The sequence below is a fragment of the Flavobacterium sp. ZB4P23 genome (assembly GCF_003970375.1).
In the GTDB taxonomy this organism is placed as follows: Bacteria; Bacteroidota; Bacteroidia; order Flavobacteriales; family Flavobacteriaceae; genus Flavobacterium.
Map to the genome: position 1 here is coordinate 69,804 of NZ_RYDK01000001.1, position 17,315 is coordinate 87,118.

Genomic DNA, 17,315 nt, shown 5'->3' on the forward strand with positions numbered 1-17,315 from the left:
TAAAGACAAAAACAATTCAATAGTAAATTATTTATTTCTAATTGACAAATATCCAGCATTTAAAAAAGTAAAACATTATATATTTTTCAGCAATAGTTATATAATTTCCACTTCAATAGGATCTTTTGCAAGATGATGATTTACCATTCGTTCAGCAGAAGTAAACTAATCCGTAAATTCTTTTTGATCGGCATAATTGTTTAGTATCGAAATTCCTTTTTGCAAAAGCAAGCTGTTCGGATAGATGATTTTTTCTCCATCTATAGTTTTCAAATATACATGAAAAGCCCCTATATCTTCAATTTGAGCTTCAATAGGAAAATCTTTGTCATGAATTTTTATTGTATCTCCAATTTTAAACGGAAAAGAAAAAAACAAAATAACTCCAGAGGTGATGTTGCTCAAAATAGACCATTGAGCAAACATAGCGACACCTACAACGGTGGTAATAGAGGAAAGTGCAATAATAATATCCTTTGTCTGAACGCCCCAAATTAGTATGACAGCTATAATTGCAAGAATATTTATAAATAAATGAATGTATTTGATGACTAAATTAGTTCGATGCTCCAGTTTTTGGTCTGATTTAGCATAGCTGCGTACTAATTTTGCAGCAATAATTCTCAAAAAAATCAACAGCAATCCTAGGATTCCTGTGGCCACCAGTTCTCTGGAATACTCGTGAAATATAAATGTATCCATAATGCAATCAGTCTAATTTAGTTAAGTAGTCATATACTTTATCCGTAGGCATTCCCATCACATTAGCATAGGAACCTTCAATTTTTGAAACGCCAATAAAACCGATCCATTCCTGAATACCATAAGCACCCGCTTTGTCATAGGGCTTGTAATTTTCTATATAGTAGCGAATGGATTCCTCACTCAACGTGTTAAAAGTGACTTTTGTTATTTCATGAAGCAGGACTACTTTTTCATTTGTCTTAAAGCAAACAGAAGTAATTACTTGGTGAGTAGCATTCGATAATGATTTCAAGATTTCAAAAGCATCCTGTTCGTTTTTTGGTTTGCCTAGCGCTTTGTTGTTATACCAAACAATGGTGTCACTGGTGATTAGGATTTCATTGGACTGTAATTCACCGTCAAAAGCACTGGCTTTTAATTCAGCCAAATAGTTCGTGATTTCGTACGCTTTTAATTCAGGAGGATAAATTTCTTCGATTTCTTTCAATCGAATTTCAAAATCTAAGTCCAAATCTTTGAAAAACTGCTGCCGTCTTGGCGATCCTGAAGCCAGAATAAGGGTGTATTTTTTTAATTTATTTTTAAGCATTATATTTTATATTTAAACGAATAACAATAACGGATAAAATTCCTAAAAGAAGGATCCATTTTAACAATAGACTCAAGATGCGACACTCTCTTTTTGATTTTGCAGACCAAATTTTTAAAGTGAAATAAAACAACGGACCTACAACAAATAACAACATATATAATGTTGCAAACACCAATTCTAACAGGTACCGATGAATATAACATACGATAAAAAATAGCGGAATCAAACTTAAGCCGGAAACTATTTTTGCCGTTCTGGATTTTCCAATTACAATAGGTAAGGTACTCATTCCTTGATTATAATCGCCATCTGTATCTTCTATATCTTTGACAATTTCCCGAAGCAGATTAATAACAAAAGCAAAAATAGCATAATCTATCAAGATAGAAAAAAACAAGCCCATTTGTTGCTGATTATTTATTGTTGTTGCAGGAAATAAATCGAAAACTCCAATGATAATCACACTAAAAGAAAGTAGTAAAGCCACAATGATATTACCAATAAGCATCATTTGTTTCAGACTGGTTGCATACAAATAAAGTGTTGCGGCAACCAAAATAAAAATAGAGGCAAAACCTGGTTTTCGTATGACATTCGACAAATAAAAACCAATCATTACCCCACTTGACGTAAGCCAAATATACAGATTATAGGCTTGAATTTCTGAAATGGTTTTGCCCACAATCACAGCATTTGGTTTATTGATGGTATCTGTTTTTTGGTCAAAGATATCATTGATCACATAGCCGCCTGCAGCGATCAAAGCAGTTGATAAAATTAATAATCCATACTGCCAATCCGATAACGCCAAAGAAATATTCTGAACGTGTAAAAAACCATACCTGAAAACAAATTGCATAAAAGCAAGCATTAGCAAGTTCTGGTATCTAATTAGTTTAAAAAAAGGAATCACAGATGTTATTTTAAATTTATAATTTAACATTTAAAAAAGTACTAGTCATGCTTCCCGTCAAAATGTGCCATCCATTTCCCTTGTGCTTTCATGACTTGTTCAATGACATCTCTGGCCGCTCCTTTTCCTCCGTTTTTATGCGAAATATAGCGGGAAATAGCTTTGATTTCCGGGCTAGCATCTTGGGGACAAGTGGGTAATGTGACTAACTGCATCACATGATAATCAGGAATATCATCGCCCATGTATAACACGTTTTCAGGTTTAATGTTGTAAAGTTCCACATATTCTTTAAAAGTTTCTACTTTGTCCGGCGTACCTAAATAGATGTCTGTAACCCCCAGATTTCGTAGCCTGACTCGAACCCCTTCATTGCTTCCGCCGGAAATAACACATACATTAAACCCGCTTTCTATAGCTGCTTTCATAGCGTATCCATCTCTAATATTCATGGTGCGCAATATTTCGCCTTCATTAGTTACAAAAACAGAGCTGTCAGTTAGTACCCCATCGACATCAAAAATAAAAGTAGTGATCTCGTTCATTATTTCTTTATAACTTTTTGCCATTCTCTTGTATTGATTGTGTTAGTATTTTATAAATAGTCAGATGATTTTCATTTGATAAAAAAGCTTCGTGGGCTTCAATCGTTGAAGTGTCATTGCGTTTTGCAGGACCCGTTTGTGCCTCTTGCGGCGAAAGTACCATTATTTTCCGAACTGTTTCTGCAATTAAAGGTCTTAAGATTTCAAATGGAACCTGATGTTCCTGGCAGATTTCTTGACCTATTTGGTACAAATGATTGGTAAAATTGTTCACAAATACGGCCACCACATGCAAGGCTTTTCGTTGCTCAGAGTTGATTGCATAAACGGTTCCTGAAATTGATTTGGCCACTTTATCCAATAATTCATAATCAATCCCATTTTCGCTTTCTAAACAAATAGGAATGATATTGAAATCGACCGCTTTGTTTTTGGTAAACGTTTGCAAAGGATAAAAAACGCCTCTTCGATTATTTTCGTCTAATGCATGCAAAGAAACACTCCCGGAAGTATGCACCACTAAGCGATTCTTGAAAGCTAGATTAGAGGAAACTTCAGCAATAGCATCATCAGAAACTGAAATGATATACATGTCGGCTTCAACTAAAGTATTGAAATTATTAGTGACTTTTTCCAAGTCTATTAGGTGGGAAACACTTTTTATTTGTCTCGAATATACCTGAACCAATTCTATTTCTGTCCCTGGTCTATGAGGATTTTGAAATGCCGCAATTAAATGCTGTGCCACATTTCCGGAGCCAATAATAACTACTTTGATCATGGGGTAAAATTAGCAAAAAAAATATGAAGTGTATTATTCAATTTTCAGGAAGGTTACAAATAAAAACCAGCCTAAAAAAAAGTTCTTTAGCCTCCTTGAAAAAGACTTAATTTTAGTTTAAATTAACAAATGTAGGAATATAGAAGTCAACATTTTTAAGTACTTTTGTACCACTTTTATAAAACATAATCCCATAAAAATGGATAAAAAAATATTTTCTTTTTTGTTTTCTACACGATTAATGGCCTTTCTGTTTATTTCATATGCCGTTGCCATGGCCACAGGAACTTTTATCGAAAGTAAGTACAATACGGATACGGCAAAAATTTTAATTTATAATGCGTGGTGGTTTGAGGCTATTCACGTATTTTTTGTGATTAATTTCATCGGGAATATTAAGCGGTATCAACTCTTGAAGAAAGAAAAATGGGCTACTTTATTGTTGCATTTGTCTTTTATTCTTATCATTCTTGGTGCTTTTGTAACGCGATACATCAGTTATGAAGGAATGATGCCAATTCGTGAAGGGGCCGCTGAAAATCAGATTTTTTCTGATAAAACCTACCTGACACTTTTTGTAGACGGCGAATTTAAAGGAGAAATGAAACGCCGGGTTTTTGAAAAACAGGTACTGCTTTCTCCTGCCACTAATAATAATTTTAGCATTTCCGGTACTTTTGCTGATACCCCATTTGAAGTGGAATATGAAAATTTTATAATGGGAGCTAAAGAATATGTCAAACCTGATCCAAAAGGAATTTTGTATTTGAAATTAGTCGAAGCAGGAGATGGTAGTCGTCATGAACATTTCTTGAAAGAGGGCGAAGTACAAAATATTCATAATGTTTTATTTTCGCTAAATAAATTTACGGATGGTGCCATAAATATCAATACTACAGGAAACGCGTATACAATTCAAACACCTTTTGAAGGAGATTTTATGCGAATGGCAGATAAACTAAAAGGAAAAGTGACTAAGGATAGCGCGCAACCATTGATGATGCGTTCGTTATACACAATAGGTGAAATGCGATTTGTGCTTCCGGATCCTGCTGTAAAAGGGGTTATCGATTATGAATCTAATAATGATTTTAAAGCTAAAAATCATGAAGATGCACTAACAGTAAAAATAACGGCTGAGGGACAAGAAAAAACAGTAACCGTTTTAGGCTCCAAAGGTAAATTAGGAGATGTAAATTCAGTGAAAATTGGGAATATAGAGTACTCGGTTTTTTATGGAAGTAAGGCGTATGTTTTGCCTTTTAAAATTAAATTAAATGACTTTATTGCACAAAAATATCCAGGAACAGAGAAAAGTTATTCTTCATTTGAAAGTCAGGTTACTGTTGAGGATAAAGAACCTTTTGATGCCAGAATATATATGAACAATGTTTTGGATTATAAAGGATATCGCTTTTTTCAATCCGGTTTTGATCCTGATGAAAAAGGAACCATATTGTCTGTAAATCACGATTTTTGGGGAACAGCAATCACTTATGGTGGTTATTTCATGCTATATTTTGCCATGATGTCCATTATGTTTACTAAGTATTCTCGTTTTGCAGATATTAAGAGAAAATTAGAAGTGGTAAAAATTAAGAAAGCAAAATTGCTGACTATTTTAATCCTGCTATTTAGTTTCAACAGTTTTGCACAAGAACACGACCATGCGGATCACGAGGGACATGCGCACACGGAAGCTGAAGCAGCGCCGGCAACACACGCTAATCATACCAAAAAAGTATTGAATCAGGATGAACTGAATGATTTAATTACTAAATATAAAGTTCCTGCAGAACATGCCGCAAAATTTGGTAGACTTGTAATTCAAGACGGCGGCGGTAGAATGAAACCGATTAATACGTTTTCATCTGAATTATTGCGAAAAGTAAGCCAGAGTGATTCCTATAATGATATGAATTCAGATCAAGTTTTCTTGTCTATCACTCAGTATGCTAGCTATTGGATTGAGATTCCAATCATTCATTTAAGAAGAGGAAATGACAGTTTAAGAAAAATAATTGGGGTTGATAAGAAAGCTAAATTTGCACCTTTTGTAGCTTTCTTTGATGCCAAGGGAAATTATAAACTTTCTAAATATTTAGAAGAATCATTTAAAGCGGCTAACCCCAATCAATTTGAAAAGGATTTTATCGAAACCGATAAAAGAGTAAATTTGATGGAATCAGCGTTAAGCGGTCGAATATTAAAAATTTTCCCTATTCCGGATGATAAAAACAACAAGTGGGTTTCTTATTTAGAACTTAACGAAGCTGGTTTCAAAGGAATGGAAGCGACGTATACTAAAAATGTATTGCCTTTGTATTTTGGTTCTTTGGCAAACGCTTCAACTTCTAATGATTACAAAACTGCCGATGAATTGCTGGAAAGTATCAATGGTTTCCAAAAACGTTTTGGGAGTAAAGTGAGACCAAGTGAAGAAAGAATTACATCAGAAGTGTTGTATAATAAATATGATGTTTTCAATAAACTTTTTTATTGGTATGTTTTAGCGGCAATTTTGATGTTGTTTTTTACAATTATGCAAATCTTCAAAGAGCGCAAAGTATTAGCTATAGCAGTAAATACAATGCATATTATTATAGGATTATTATTTGCATTGCATACTGTGGGCTTAATTGCACGTTGGTATATTTCTGGTCACGCACCTTGGAGTAATGCGTATGAATCAATTATATATATTGCTTGGGCTACCATGTTTTTTGGTTTGGCTTTCGACAGAAAATCAAAACTTACTGTGGCTTCTTCAGCTTTTGTAACCGCAATGATTCTTTGGGCTGCAAATCTAAACTGGATTGACCCGGAAATTGCAAATTTACAACCGGTACTGAACTCCTATTGGTTAATGATTCATGTGGCGGTAATTGTGGCCAGTTATGGACCGTTTGCGTTAGGAATGATTTTGGGGACGGTTTCATTATTGCTGATTTTGTTTACCAATGAAAAAAACAAAGCCAAAATGGATTTGAATATTCAAGAGATCACTTACATCAATGAATTAGCCTTAACGATAGGTTTGATAATGTTGACTATTGGAAACTTCCTTGGAGGACAATGGGCCAATGAAAGCTGGGGACGATACTGGGGCTGGGATCCAAAAGAAACTTGGGCATTAATCAGTATTATGGTCTATGCTTTTGTAATTCATGCCCGATTTGTTCCATCACTACGCGGGAAATGGGTATTCAATTTAATGAGTATGTTTGCTTTTATATCGATATTATTCACGTATTACGGTGTGAATTTTCATCTGGTAGGATTGCATTCCTATGCGAGTGGCGAAGCCCATTCCTTAAACTGGATTTGGTATTCACTGGCAGTAATAACATTATTTGGTGCTGTCTCCTATCCAAAATATAAGAAGTATTATAAGAAATAAGTTGGATTATTTTCCAATAACAAATAGACTGTCTCAATATAAAAATGAGCCAGTCTCTTTTGATTGTATTTCTAAAAGAGAAAACCTACTAGTTCCTAAAATCGATTTCACTCTCGAGAAGATGAAGTTGTAAAAAAAGTAAAAAGCAGCTCATGGAGTTGCTTTTTTGCATAAACAACCAAAACGGCTTGCATACAGGGCAAAATGTATGGATATAATGGTTGTGTCTGTCGTGTTGGAAGGGATGGTGTCGTGAATAAAGTATTTGATTGGAAGTAGAAATGTATGCAGTATAAGCCACTTTGAGTTAGTCATTTAGCATCTGATTTTCCTTCTTATGCATAAAATCAGCATCGGTAGGTTGGTATGGAATAGGAATTTATTTCTCCCGGAATAAATTTTGTTCTTCGTATTCTATGGTTTGATAGTAGTTTGATGAGATGCCTTAAAAGTGGTTTTTTTGAACCGCCATGCAATTATATTAATACAACCTAAAAATAGGTAAATCAATTAAATAAAAAAAATCCATTTGTCATTTTTTTATATAAAAAAAGAGGCTGTCTTTTTGAGACAGCCTCTATAATTTCAATTTAAATATGAAATTACGGTCTTTGTTTTTTCATTTCTTTTTCAATCATTTCGTAGAATTGATCAATTTTTGGTAAAACAACAATACGAGTTCTTCTGTTACGAGATCTGTTTTCAGCCGAATCATTTGCAACTAAAGGAATATATGAACTTCTTCCTGCCGCTATTAATTGCTCTGGTTTAACACCCAATTGATTCGTTAAAACACGAATAATAGAAGTAGAACGTTTCACACTTAAATCCCAGTTGTCAAGTATCACACCGGAACCATTGTAAGGAACATTATCAGTATGACCTTCAACCATACATTCAAAATCGGGTTTGTCATTGACCACTTTGGCAACTTTAGCCAAAACTACTTTAGCTCTGTCAGTCACTTCATAACTTCCGCTTTTAAACAATAGTTTGTCAGCTATAGAGATAAATACAACTCCTTTTTCTACATTTATTTCGATATCCGGATCAGAGATTCCTACTGAACTTTTTAAACTAGTAACTAACGCAAGTGTTACACTGTCTTTTTTAGTTAAAGCATCTTGCATTCTACTAATTTTCAAATCTTTCTCTTTGATAGATTCTAACGCTTTTTCAATATTTTCAGCTCCTTTAGTAGACAGAATAGTCATGTCTCTAGAAGTACTGATTAAACCTTGATTTTGGTCTTTTAAACCACTCACGGTAGCAATAAGACCCGCTTTTTCTTCTAAGCAAGAATTTAATTTTACAGTTGCTGTATTTAATAAATCCTGAGTTTCTTTGTTTCTAGCTTCTAAATCAGTGTATTTCTTTTTTGACACACATGAGGATAGTACCGCTAAAACAGATAAGGCAATTACTATTTTTTTCATAAATTGTATAGTTTTAGTTTTAATGTTAAATACAAATTTAACTTTTTTATATTTATTTTATTCCAAATAAATCGTTAAAAACAACGATATTCCTGATAAAATAAATGTAAACGATACTTTTTGTAGTATAGTATTTTTGTTTTTGAAATTTTGCTCTTTTTTTGCATTGTGATGAAAATAGGCTGTAAAAGGACCCATGGGCTTTTAGTATTGCGAAAAAATGTTTGAACTTTCCTTTGAAAATAAATTGTAAACCTGCAATTCCGTCTAACACCATTCGGATTAAAAGTATCCAAAACAATTGATTTTTTGGGATATTTTTGGTTAGCATTAACAATGAATTTCTAAAGTTCAAAAAAGTTTTTTTGGAATTTCCTTGTTGCAAAGTAGCCCCGCCAACATGGTAAACAACGGACTCATAATTGTATTTTATTTTATACCCTTTGTTGAAAGCACGCCAACATAAATCAATCTCTTCTTGATGTGCAAAAAAATCGCCGTCAAAGCCATTTAATTCCTTATAAACAGAACTCCGGATAAAAAAACAAGCTCCGGAAGCCCAAAATATTTCTCGGTTGTCATCATACTGACCACAGTCTTTTTCTACGGTGTCAAAAATTCGTCCTCGACAATACGGATATCCAAATTTATCAATGAATCCACCGGCAGCACCAGCGTATTCAAAATATTCTTTGCGTTTGAAATCTAATATTTTAGGCTGAATAATGGCAGTTTCAGGTTCTTTTTTAAAAGTTTTAAGTATCGGTTGCAACCAATTTTCAGTCACTTCAATGTCAGAATTCACCAAGGCAAATAGTGTAGCATCTATGTGTTTTAAGGCTTCATTGTAGCCACTGGCAAAACCTAGATTGCTTTCGTTTTTAACAATTTTAACCAAAGGAAAAAAAGCTTTTATATAAGAAATCGAATCATCTGTAGAGGCATTGTCAGCCACATAAATGGTAGCTTCCGGTGAATATTTAACCACAGACGGCAAAAATTTTTCTAATAATAAAATTCCATTCCAATTCAGGATGACAACAGCTACTTTCATTCAGATTTTTAGATTTTCAGATTTTTCGACATTTTAGACCATTACAATCTAAGAAGTTTAATATTCTAACTATTATAATTTGGTAGATTCTCTAGAAAAGCATATCTCTCGTTTTCAAAATCCATTTGGCAAAAGTAATGATTCAATCCATTGGTCACCATTAAAAATTCAGACTTTAGTGTCATATTATATCTTGCAATTTGGTCGAAAGTCGCTTGGGTAATTTTTACTTCAGGCGCTTTGCATTCGATTAAAATAAAAATAGAACCATCCGGATTAAAAACCACAACATCGTATCTTTTGCGCAAGCCATTGACTTTAAGTACTTTTTCAACATTAATCAATGATTTTGGGTATTTTTTTTCTTCCAATAAAAATTGAACTACATGCTGGCGAACCCATTCTTCGGGAGTAAGAATGATGAATTTTTTCCTGATTGCATCAAAAATAGAAACTTTATTTTCGCTATTTTTGAACCGAAAAGTATAGGAAGAAAAATTTAATTGCTGCATGAAGCAAAAATAGTTATTTTGTTTAAAATTTAAGGTGTAAAGTTTCATACGATTCAACAAACTTTAAACTTTAAACTTCAAACAAAAAAGAAAATGGATGAAGTATTAAAAATTGTAAATGATATAAAAAACGGAACCATCAGGCCCCTCTATTTTTTGATGGGAGAAGAGCCATATTATATTGATAAATTAGCGACTTATATTGAGGATAAAATATTAACAGAAGAAGAAAAAGGATTCAATCAGACCGTTTTATACGGAAGGGATGTTACGATAGAAGATATTATCTCGACCGCAAAACGCTATCCAATGATGGCGGAACGACAGGTAGTAATTGTCAAAGAAGCACAGGATTTGACTCGCACGATAGACAAACTGGAGAGCTACGCTGAGAATCCAATGGCAACAACCGTTTTAGTTTTTTGTTACAAATACAAAACGCTAGACAAACGTAAAAAACTAACCAAGTTATTGACTAAAAACGGAGTGGTTTATGAAAGTAAAAAACTGTATGAAAACCAAGTTGGGGACTGGATTAAACGTGTTTTAGCAGGTAAAAAGTATGCTATAGAGCCTAAAGCTAGTGCCATGCTAGTGGAATTTCTAGGGACAGATTTAAGTAAAATAAACAATGAACTCGAAAAATTACAAATTATTTTGCCAGCGGGAAGTACCATAACTCCTAAACATATTGAGGAAAATATAGGGTTTAGCAAAGATTTTAATGTGTTTGAATTGCGAAAAGCAATTGGCGAACGCAACCAATTAAAGGCGTATACGATTGCTGAAAACTTTGCCCAAAACCCAAAAGATAATCCAATGGTGGTGACTACCAGTTTGGTTTTTGGATTTTTTATCCAATTACTAAAATACCACGGTTTGAAAGACAGAAATCCTAAAAATGTAGCTGCCGTATTAAGCGTGAATCCGTTTTTTTTGAAAGAATATGATGTGGCTTTGAAAAACTATCCCATGAAAAAAGTGAGTCAGATTGTTGGTGCTTTAAGAGATATTGATGTCAAAAGCAAGGGTGTTGGCGCCAATGCAATGTCGCATTCTGATTTGTTACGAGAAATGCTTTATAAAATATTTAATTAAAGGACAAAAATTTCCGATATTTGCACTCCCGAAACTTCGGGTTATTAAAAATAAATACCACAATTATGGGAATGAATAAAAATACTATTTTAGGTTGGGCTACTTTGATAATGATTGTAATGGGTTTATTGCTTATCGCATTAGGCGCTTTTAAATATGATGACGTAGCAGGCTGGGGATTTGCAGCTGTAGGTGTTGGCTTTTTGGCTAATGCTTGGGTGTTTAGTTCACTTAAAGGCAGACTTTAGTAGTTATTCTTAATGTAGATATGAGACTTAAGAGCAAATAGATAATATAATTTTAAATTAAAAAAATGGAGATGGCAGACGATAAAAAAGTGATATTCTCAATGTCAAAATTGAGTAAAACCTATCAAGGAGCAGATAAACCAGTACTTAAAAACATCTATTTGAGTTTCTTTTATGGAGCTAAGATTGGTATTTTGGGTTTAAATGGTTCCGGAAAATCTTCTTTATTAAAAATTATTGCCGGTGTTGATAAAAACTACCAAGGAGATGTAGTGTTTGCACCGGGTTATACGGTAGGGTATTTAGAACAAGAACCTATTTTAGATGATACTAAAACGGTTATTGAAATTGTAAGAGAAGGAGTTGCTGAAACAATGGCAGTTTTAGAAGAATTCAATAAAATCAATGATAGTTTTGGTTTGCCGGAAGTCTATGAAAATGCCGATAAAATGGAGCAATTGATGGATCGTCAAGCACTTTTACAAGACAAAATTGATGCATTGGGAGCGTGGGAAATCGATACTAAACTGGAAATTGCCATGGATGCTTTGCGTACTCCGGAAGGCGATACGCCAATTAAGAATTTATCTGGTGGTGAGCGTCGTCGTGTCGCTTTATGTCGCTTGTTGTTGCAACAACCTGATGTATTGCTTTTGGATGAGCCTACGAATCACTTGGATGCAGAAAGTGTACTTTGGTTAGAACAACATTTAGCACAATATGCCGGAACTGTAATTGCAGTAACGCACGATAGATACTTCTTGGATAATGTGGCCGGTTGGATTCTGGAATTGGACAGAGGGGAAGGAATTCCTTGGAAAGGGAACTATTCTTCTTGGTTAGACCAAAAATCAAGCCGTATGGCATTAGAAGAAAAAGTAGCTTCAAAACGCAGAAAAAACTTAGAACGTGAGTTGGATTGGGTTCGTCAAGGTGCCAAAGGGCGTCAAACAAAACAAAAAGCGCGTTTGCAGAACTACGATAAATTACTGAATGAAGACCAAAAACAATTAGATGAAAATCTGGAAATTTATATTCCAAATGGACCACGTTTAGGGACGAATGTAATTGAAGCCAAAAATGTTGCTAAAGCTTATGGAGATAAATTATTGTATGATAATTTAAATTTTACGTTGCCACAAGCAGGAATTGTTGGGATTATCGGACCCAATGGGGCTGGTAAATCAACTATCTTCAAAATGATAATGGGCGAAGAGAAGCCAGATGCAGGGGAATTTTTAATTGGGGATACCGTAAAAATTGCTTACGTAGATCAAGCGCACTCCAATATAGATCCTAATAAATCGATTTGGGAAAACTTTGCTGACGGTCAGGAATTGATAATGATGGGCGGAAAACAAGTAAATTCAAGAGCATATTTGTCACGATTTAATTTTGGTGGTGGAGAACAAAATAAGAAAGTTTCTATGCTTTCCGGTGGAGAACGTAACCGTTTGCATCTAGCAATGACTTTGAAAGAAGAAGGAAACGTACTTTTGCTGGATGAGCCTACGAATGATTTGGACATCAATACACTTCGTGCATTAGAAGAAGGTTTGGAGAGTTTTGCTGGTTGTGCGGTTGTTATTTCTCACGACAGATGGTTCTTAGATAGGATTTGTACACACATTCTAGCTTTTGAAGGAAACTCTGAAGTGTATTGTTTTGAAGGTGGCTTCTCTGAATATGAAGAAAATAAAAAGAAACGTTTGGGTGGTGATTTAACACCAAAACGATTGAAATACAGAAAGTTAATTAGAAGTTAGTCTTTCTGAAATTTGTTAATAACAGCAAGAGGATGACTAATAGACATCCTCTTTTTTTGTTCTGTAATTTTTGTTCTGTCGGAATTCATCATAATGAAAACTGCTAAAAAATTTCTACGTTGACTAAACCAAATTTGACAACCATTATAAAAGTTCCGTTATCCCAAGAAAAAAGTGTAGTGTCTTTCTTGATCCATTTATTTTAAGTTGGTTCAAATTCAGGCTTCTCATAAAATAAAAGGCATGATAATTATTATAATTGGTCTTTTAGTCTAAAAACTTAGCCTCTAACTCTTTTGTGGGAATCATACAACTTTCCTTTTTTCCAAACCATTTGTATCGATTTACAGCGATATAATCATAAAAGAAATTGTTGAACGATGTGGGGAATATCGAAAATATAGTGGTTAAATAAAATAGCCCACCTAAGTTTTTAGCTATTGCTAAAGCAGCTTCTGATTTATAATAATAAGCAAAACCAGGCTGATACAGAATAATACTATCTGTTTTTTGTGTATTAACTCCCAAATGTTTGATGATTTTTTGACCCAAATCAGATTGTAAGGCGACAAATCGGAAAATATCTTTAGTATCATGCTTAATAATCACTTGCACCGCCGAATCACACAGATTACAAACGCCGTCAAAGAGAATTATTTTTTTGTCTTTAGGAATATTGAGCATAATTTAAATTTTATAATTCAACTAGATTGAAATTTCTGCTTCATCAAAATGATGAAATACGTGATGAGACTGCAAACTGAATACTGGTTACTTCTTCCCCGCTTCAACAAACTCCAGCGCTTCCAAACTGACTTTTGAAGTAAATACGCCGTAGTTCACTGTTACTTTGTTTTTTTCAATAGAATCGATGGTTCCTACTGCTTTTCCATCAAGCATTCGCACGCGATCGCCTACTTTTAAGGTTGGTTTTGGTTTTTCAACCACGATTTTTAATTTCTTTTCTTTCTTTTCTTTTCTTATTTCCTCCACTTGAACCGTAACTTCTTGAATGACTTCTTTTTTCTTTTCTATCAGTGCTTTAGTTTCTTTAACAGTTACTTTTTTGCGTTTTGAATTTTCTATTTCAATAATTTTAAGAAATTCACCAAGCAATTCTTTCTTATTTTTATTATTGAAATATTTCTCTGAAATGTCTTCAATTTTTTGTCCAATGTAAATCGTTTTCTGATTGCTGTCGTATAATTCCTGATAGCTTTCTAGTTTTTGTTTGATTTTCACATTGATAGTCTCCATTTTCTTGCCTTCTTCACGCGCTTTTGTTTCTTCTTCTTTGAGGGTTTGCGATGTTTTTTCCATCTTTGAACGCTCTTTTTGAAGTGTGGCAATCGTTTTATCAAAGCGTACTTTTCCAACTTCAATTTTCTTTTTGGCCCGATTGATTAAGCTGAAAGGAATTCCGTTTTTCAGAGCGACTTCAAAGGTAAATGAACTTCCGGCTTGACCTAATGCCAATTTATACATAGGCTCTAATGATTTTTCATCAAAAAGCATGTTGGCATTGGTAGCAAAAGGCAATTCGTTAGCCAGAATTTTTAGATTTGAATAATGAGTGGTAATAATCCCAAAAGCTTCCCGATGGTAGAACTCTTCTAAGAAAATTTCGGCTAAAGCACCTCCCAATTCAGGATCTGAACCCGTACCAAATTCATCAATAAGAAACATAGTTTTTCTATTACACTTCTTCAGGAAATAGTTCATGTTCTTTAATCGGTAACTGTATGTACTTAATTGATTTTCAATAGATTGATTGTCTCCGATATCTGTTAAAATTCTATCAAATAAAAATGTTTCACTGCGTTCATGAACGGGAATTAACATACCGGATTGTAGCATCAGTTGCAATAATCCAACGGTTTTCAAGGAGATAGTTTTTCCTCCTGCGTTGGGTCCGGAAATTACAATAATTCTACTTTCCTGACTGAGTTCAATAGTTTGCGGGTGTGTAATTTCGTTTTTCTGTTTATTATTCAAATATAAAATAGGATGGTACGCATCTCTAAAATAAACACGACGTTCCTCAGTAATTGTTGGCAAAATTCCGTTGATTTTATTAGCATAATTTGCCTTTGCGGCAATTACATCAATATCACTCAAGAAATCCTGATATTCAATCAATAACTGTAAAAAAGGACGAATATAATTAGATAACTGTTTTAAAATTCGGGTGATTTCTTCTTTTTCTTCATATTCTAAATTACTCAATTCACGAGAATATTGTAAGGTAGCTTCCGGTTCAATATAAGCAATACTTCCAGTCTTGGAACTGCCCAGAATGGATCCTTTTACTTTGCGACGGTACATGGCTAAAACGGCCAAAACACGTCTGTTTTGTACAAAACTTTCTTTTATATCGTCTAAATATCCTAATGAGTTGTATTGTGTCAGTGCTGTGCCAAAACTTTGATTCACTTTCCCGCGAACCGCATTCATGTTCCTACGGATATTCAATAAATCCGGGGATGCATTGTCTTTTATTTCACCATATTTGTCAACTACTTCATCGACCATCGTGATAATTTCTTTAGTCAGTTCAACTTGGTTTGCTCTTGCGTTTAAATTTGGATAATAATCTTCGAATTTTCTCAAAAAACTCAATAGGAAATTTACCGTTGATGAAATGGTAGCGATTTTTCTAAAACTGCCCACTTCCAAGAAACTGTCTTCAATGGCCAGAAATTTTATCTCATACGTGATGGCATCAAAACCATGATTTGGAATGGCATTGTTATTTTGGAAAGACGAAACATATTCCGATGTTTGCATTAATGCCTGTACCAACGTTTCCTTGTCTTTAAATGGAGTGATTTCTAATGCTTTTTGTTTTCCAATGTCAGTATTACAAATGGTCGAAATGGTTTCGAGAACAGTTGGAAATTGTAAATCTTGTAATGTTTTTTCGGTGATGGATATCATTTTATAATCTAAGTTGTAAAGGTTCAAAGTTACAAAGATTCAAAGTGAAATGCATTAATTTTTTTAGCGTACTTTGCGAAAAACTTTGCGAACTTTACGGCAAAATAAATTACATGCAAATTAACCTCAATCCCTCTTGGAAAACCATTTTATCAGACGAAATCAAGAAATCCTATTTTCAGGAATTAATGGGAACTGTTGATGAGGAATATAAAAATCATACTTGTTATCCTCCCAAAGAATTGATTTTTGCAGCGTTTAATTATTGCAGTTTCAAAGATGTAAAGATTGTTATCATTGGTCAAGATCCGTATCATGGTAAAGGCGAAGCGAATGGTTTGTGTTTCTCTGTGAATGACGGCATCCGAATTCCGCCGTCGTTACGCAATATTTTTCGCGAAATGAGTGATGATTTAGGGACTATTTTTATGCCTGCTGCCGGTAATTTAGAAGCTTGGGCAAAGCAAGGTGTTTTATTGTTGAATGCCTCGCTGACCGTGAGAGAAGACAGCCCAAATAGCCATAAACACTTGAAATGGAATGTTTTTACGGATGCAGTTATCCAAAAAATTTCGGGAGAAAAAGAGCATGTTGTTTTCTTACTTTGGGGAAATTTCGCCCATAAAAAAGGACTTAAAATCGACCGAAATAAACATTTGGTTTTTGAATCCGGACATCCTTCGCCTATGAGTGCAAATCAGGGAAAATGGTTCGGGAATAAACATTTTAGTAAAACAAATTCTTATTTGAAAAGAAATGGTTTAGAGCCAATAGAATGGTAGTAGTCTTTTAAACTATTCTTAAATTATATTTTTCTGAACCAGTAAGAAATTAAGGATTTAAAACTTAATTTTCTAAATTTTTTAATGGTTTAAAAGATTTTAATAGTACTGGTTTTAGAATTTGTTTTTGTTTGTATAAAAGAGTAATTATTTTTTTATTATATCTTCCAGAACGGCTCTGTCAGCATAATTAATTACTTTCAAAGTAACTTCTTGGTTTTTGATTGTTTTACCTTCTATAAGGTAGAGTTTTCCTTTCTTAAGATCAATATTACTTTGGTCAAAATCAACATCTCCAAATTGCAATGTATTTTTTATATCGGCAGTATCAATCCATTTTTCAGCTAAAATAAGAGAAGCTTTATCGGAATAATAAAAGGGTTTGTTTCTTAAATCATTTAGTACTCTTGCGTTTGGAAAATAATTGCAGCGGGTGTCTTTGCCGCTGAAAACTAACGCTACAAAAAACAGTCCTATAACTAAACCTACAAGATAATAGGCAAAACGATGTATAAACTTCATGAATTATATTTTTGGCAAAGGTAG

At 33.8% G+C, this 17,315-nt stretch carries 16 protein-coding genes; 5 read left to right on the plus strand and 11 right to left on the minus strand.

The window, feature by feature from the left end:
* Positions 1-165: 165 nt before the first annotated feature.
* The 5 genes from EKL99_RS00320 to EKL99_RS00340 all read right to left on the minus strand — a co-directional run bounded on the left by EKL99_RS00320 (position 166) and on the right by EKL99_RS00340 (position 3,536).
* A complete protein-coding gene (locus tag EKL99_RS00320) occupies positions 166-702 on the minus strand; it encodes a mechanosensitive ion channel domain-containing protein (RefSeq protein ID WP_126576171.1) in 537 nt (178 codons plus the stop codon).
* A 7-nt stretch (positions 703-709) separates the two neighbouring features.
* Positions 710-1,294, minus strand: a complete 585-nt coding sequence (locus tag EKL99_RS00325; protein ID WP_126576172.1) for a Maf-like protein — start codon at positions 1,292-1,294, stop codon at positions 710-712.
* On the minus strand, positions 1,287-2,156 hold the full coding sequence (locus EKL99_RS00330) for a geranylgeranylglycerol-phosphate geranylgeranyltransferase (RefSeq protein ID WP_231507345.1): 870 nt from the start codon (positions 2,154-2,156) through the stop codon (positions 1,287-1,289). The genes EKL99_RS00325 and EKL99_RS00330 overlap by 8 nt, the downstream gene beginning before the upstream one ends.
* 95 nt (positions 2,157-2,251) lie before the next feature.
* Positions 2,252-2,779, minus strand: a complete 528-nt coding sequence (locus EKL99_RS00335) for an HAD family hydrolase (protein WP_126459389.1) — start codon at positions 2,777-2,779, stop codon at positions 2,252-2,254.
* On the minus strand, positions 2,763-3,536 hold the full coding sequence (locus EKL99_RS00340) for a Rossmann-like and DUF2520 domain-containing protein (RefSeq protein ID WP_126459392.1): 774 nt from the start codon (positions 3,534-3,536) through the stop codon (positions 2,763-2,765). Before EKL99_RS00340 ends, EKL99_RS00335 begins: the two co-directional genes overlap by 17 nt.
* Before the next feature lie 199 nt (positions 3,537-3,735).
* On the opposite strand from EKL99_RS00340, the gene ccsA reads away from it, so the two are divergent.
* Positions 3,736-6,936, plus strand: a complete 3,201-nt coding sequence (gene ccsA, locus EKL99_RS00345) for a cytochrome c biogenesis protein CcsA (protein WP_126576174.1) — start codon at positions 3,736-3,738, stop codon at positions 6,934-6,936.
* A 602-nt stretch (positions 6,937-7,538) separates the two neighbouring features.
* Here ccsA and EKL99_RS00350 read toward each other — a convergent pair.
* The 3 genes from EKL99_RS00350 to EKL99_RS00360 all read right to left on the minus strand — a co-directional run bounded on the left by EKL99_RS00350 (position 7,539) and on the right by EKL99_RS00360 (position 9,938).
* Positions 7,539-8,372, minus strand: a complete 834-nt coding sequence (locus EKL99_RS00350) for an OmpA family protein (RefSeq protein ID WP_126451518.1) — start codon at positions 8,370-8,372, stop codon at positions 7,539-7,541.
* A gap of 52 nt (positions 8,373-8,424) precedes the next feature.
* Entirely contained in the window at positions 8,425-9,426 is a 1,002-nt protein-coding gene (locus EKL99_RS00355) for a glycosyltransferase family 2 protein (protein WP_126576175.1), read from the minus strand.
* A 65-nt stretch (positions 9,427-9,491) separates the two neighbouring features.
* Positions 9,492-9,938: a type I restriction enzyme HsdR N-terminal domain-containing protein gene (locus tag EKL99_RS00360; protein WP_126459401.1), complete on the minus strand. Its 447-nt coding sequence runs from the start codon at positions 9,936-9,938 to the stop codon at positions 9,492-9,494.
* Between the two features lie 93 nt (positions 9,939-10,031).
* On the opposite strand from EKL99_RS00360, the gene holA reads away from it, so the two are divergent.
* The 3 genes from holA (at position 10,032) to ettA (ending at position 13,050) form a co-directional block, all read left to right on the plus strand.
* The gene (gene holA / locus EKL99_RS00365; RefSeq protein ID WP_126576176.1) at positions 10,032-11,036 is read left to right on the plus strand and encodes a DNA polymerase III subunit delta; all 1,005 of its coding nucleotides are present in this window, start codon (positions 10,032-10,034) and stop codon (positions 11,034-11,036) included.
* Positions 11,037-11,101: 65 nt separating this feature from the next.
* Entirely contained in the window at positions 11,102-11,284 is a 183-nt protein-coding gene (locus EKL99_RS00370; protein WP_126459407.1) for a CAL67264 family membrane protein, read from the plus strand.
* Positions 11,285-11,355: 71 nt separating this feature from the next.
* On the plus strand, positions 11,356-13,050 hold the full coding sequence (ettA, locus tag EKL99_RS00375; RefSeq protein ID WP_126459410.1) for an energy-dependent translational throttle protein EttA: 1,695 nt from the start codon (positions 11,356-11,358) through the stop codon (positions 13,048-13,050).
* 267 nt (positions 13,051-13,317) lie between these two features.
* On the opposite strand, the gene EKL99_RS00380 is transcribed toward ettA, so the two are convergent.
* Together EKL99_RS00380 and EKL99_RS00385 are read right to left on the minus strand one after the other, a co-directional pair.
* Complete coding sequence (locus EKL99_RS00380; RefSeq protein WP_126459413.1) at positions 13,318-13,734, minus strand: thiol-disulfide oxidoreductase DCC family protein; 417 nt, start codon at positions 13,732-13,734, stop codon at positions 13,318-13,320.
* An 87-nt stretch (positions 13,735-13,821) separates the two neighbouring features.
* Positions 13,822-15,987, minus strand: coding sequence for a DNA mismatch repair protein MutS (locus EKL99_RS00385; protein ID WP_126459416.1), 2,166 nt, complete (start codon positions 15,985-15,987; stop codon positions 13,822-13,824).
* A gap of 113 nt (positions 15,988-16,100) precedes the next feature.
* Between EKL99_RS00385 and EKL99_RS00390 the strand changes: the two genes are divergently transcribed.
* Positions 16,101-16,769 (plus strand): uracil-DNA glycosylase, encoded by a 669-nt coding sequence (locus EKL99_RS00390; RefSeq protein ID WP_126561540.1) that lies wholly within the window; start codon positions 16,101-16,103, stop codon positions 16,767-16,769.
* Between the two features lie 147 nt (positions 16,770-16,916).
* On the opposite strand, the gene EKL99_RS00395 is transcribed toward EKL99_RS00390, so the two are convergent.
* The gene (locus EKL99_RS00395) at positions 16,917-17,291 is read right to left on the minus strand and encodes a DUF4258 domain-containing protein (protein ID WP_126451527.1); all 375 of its coding nucleotides are present in this window, start codon (positions 17,289-17,291) and stop codon (positions 16,917-16,919) included.
* Positions 17,292-17,315 lie beyond the last annotated feature (24 nt).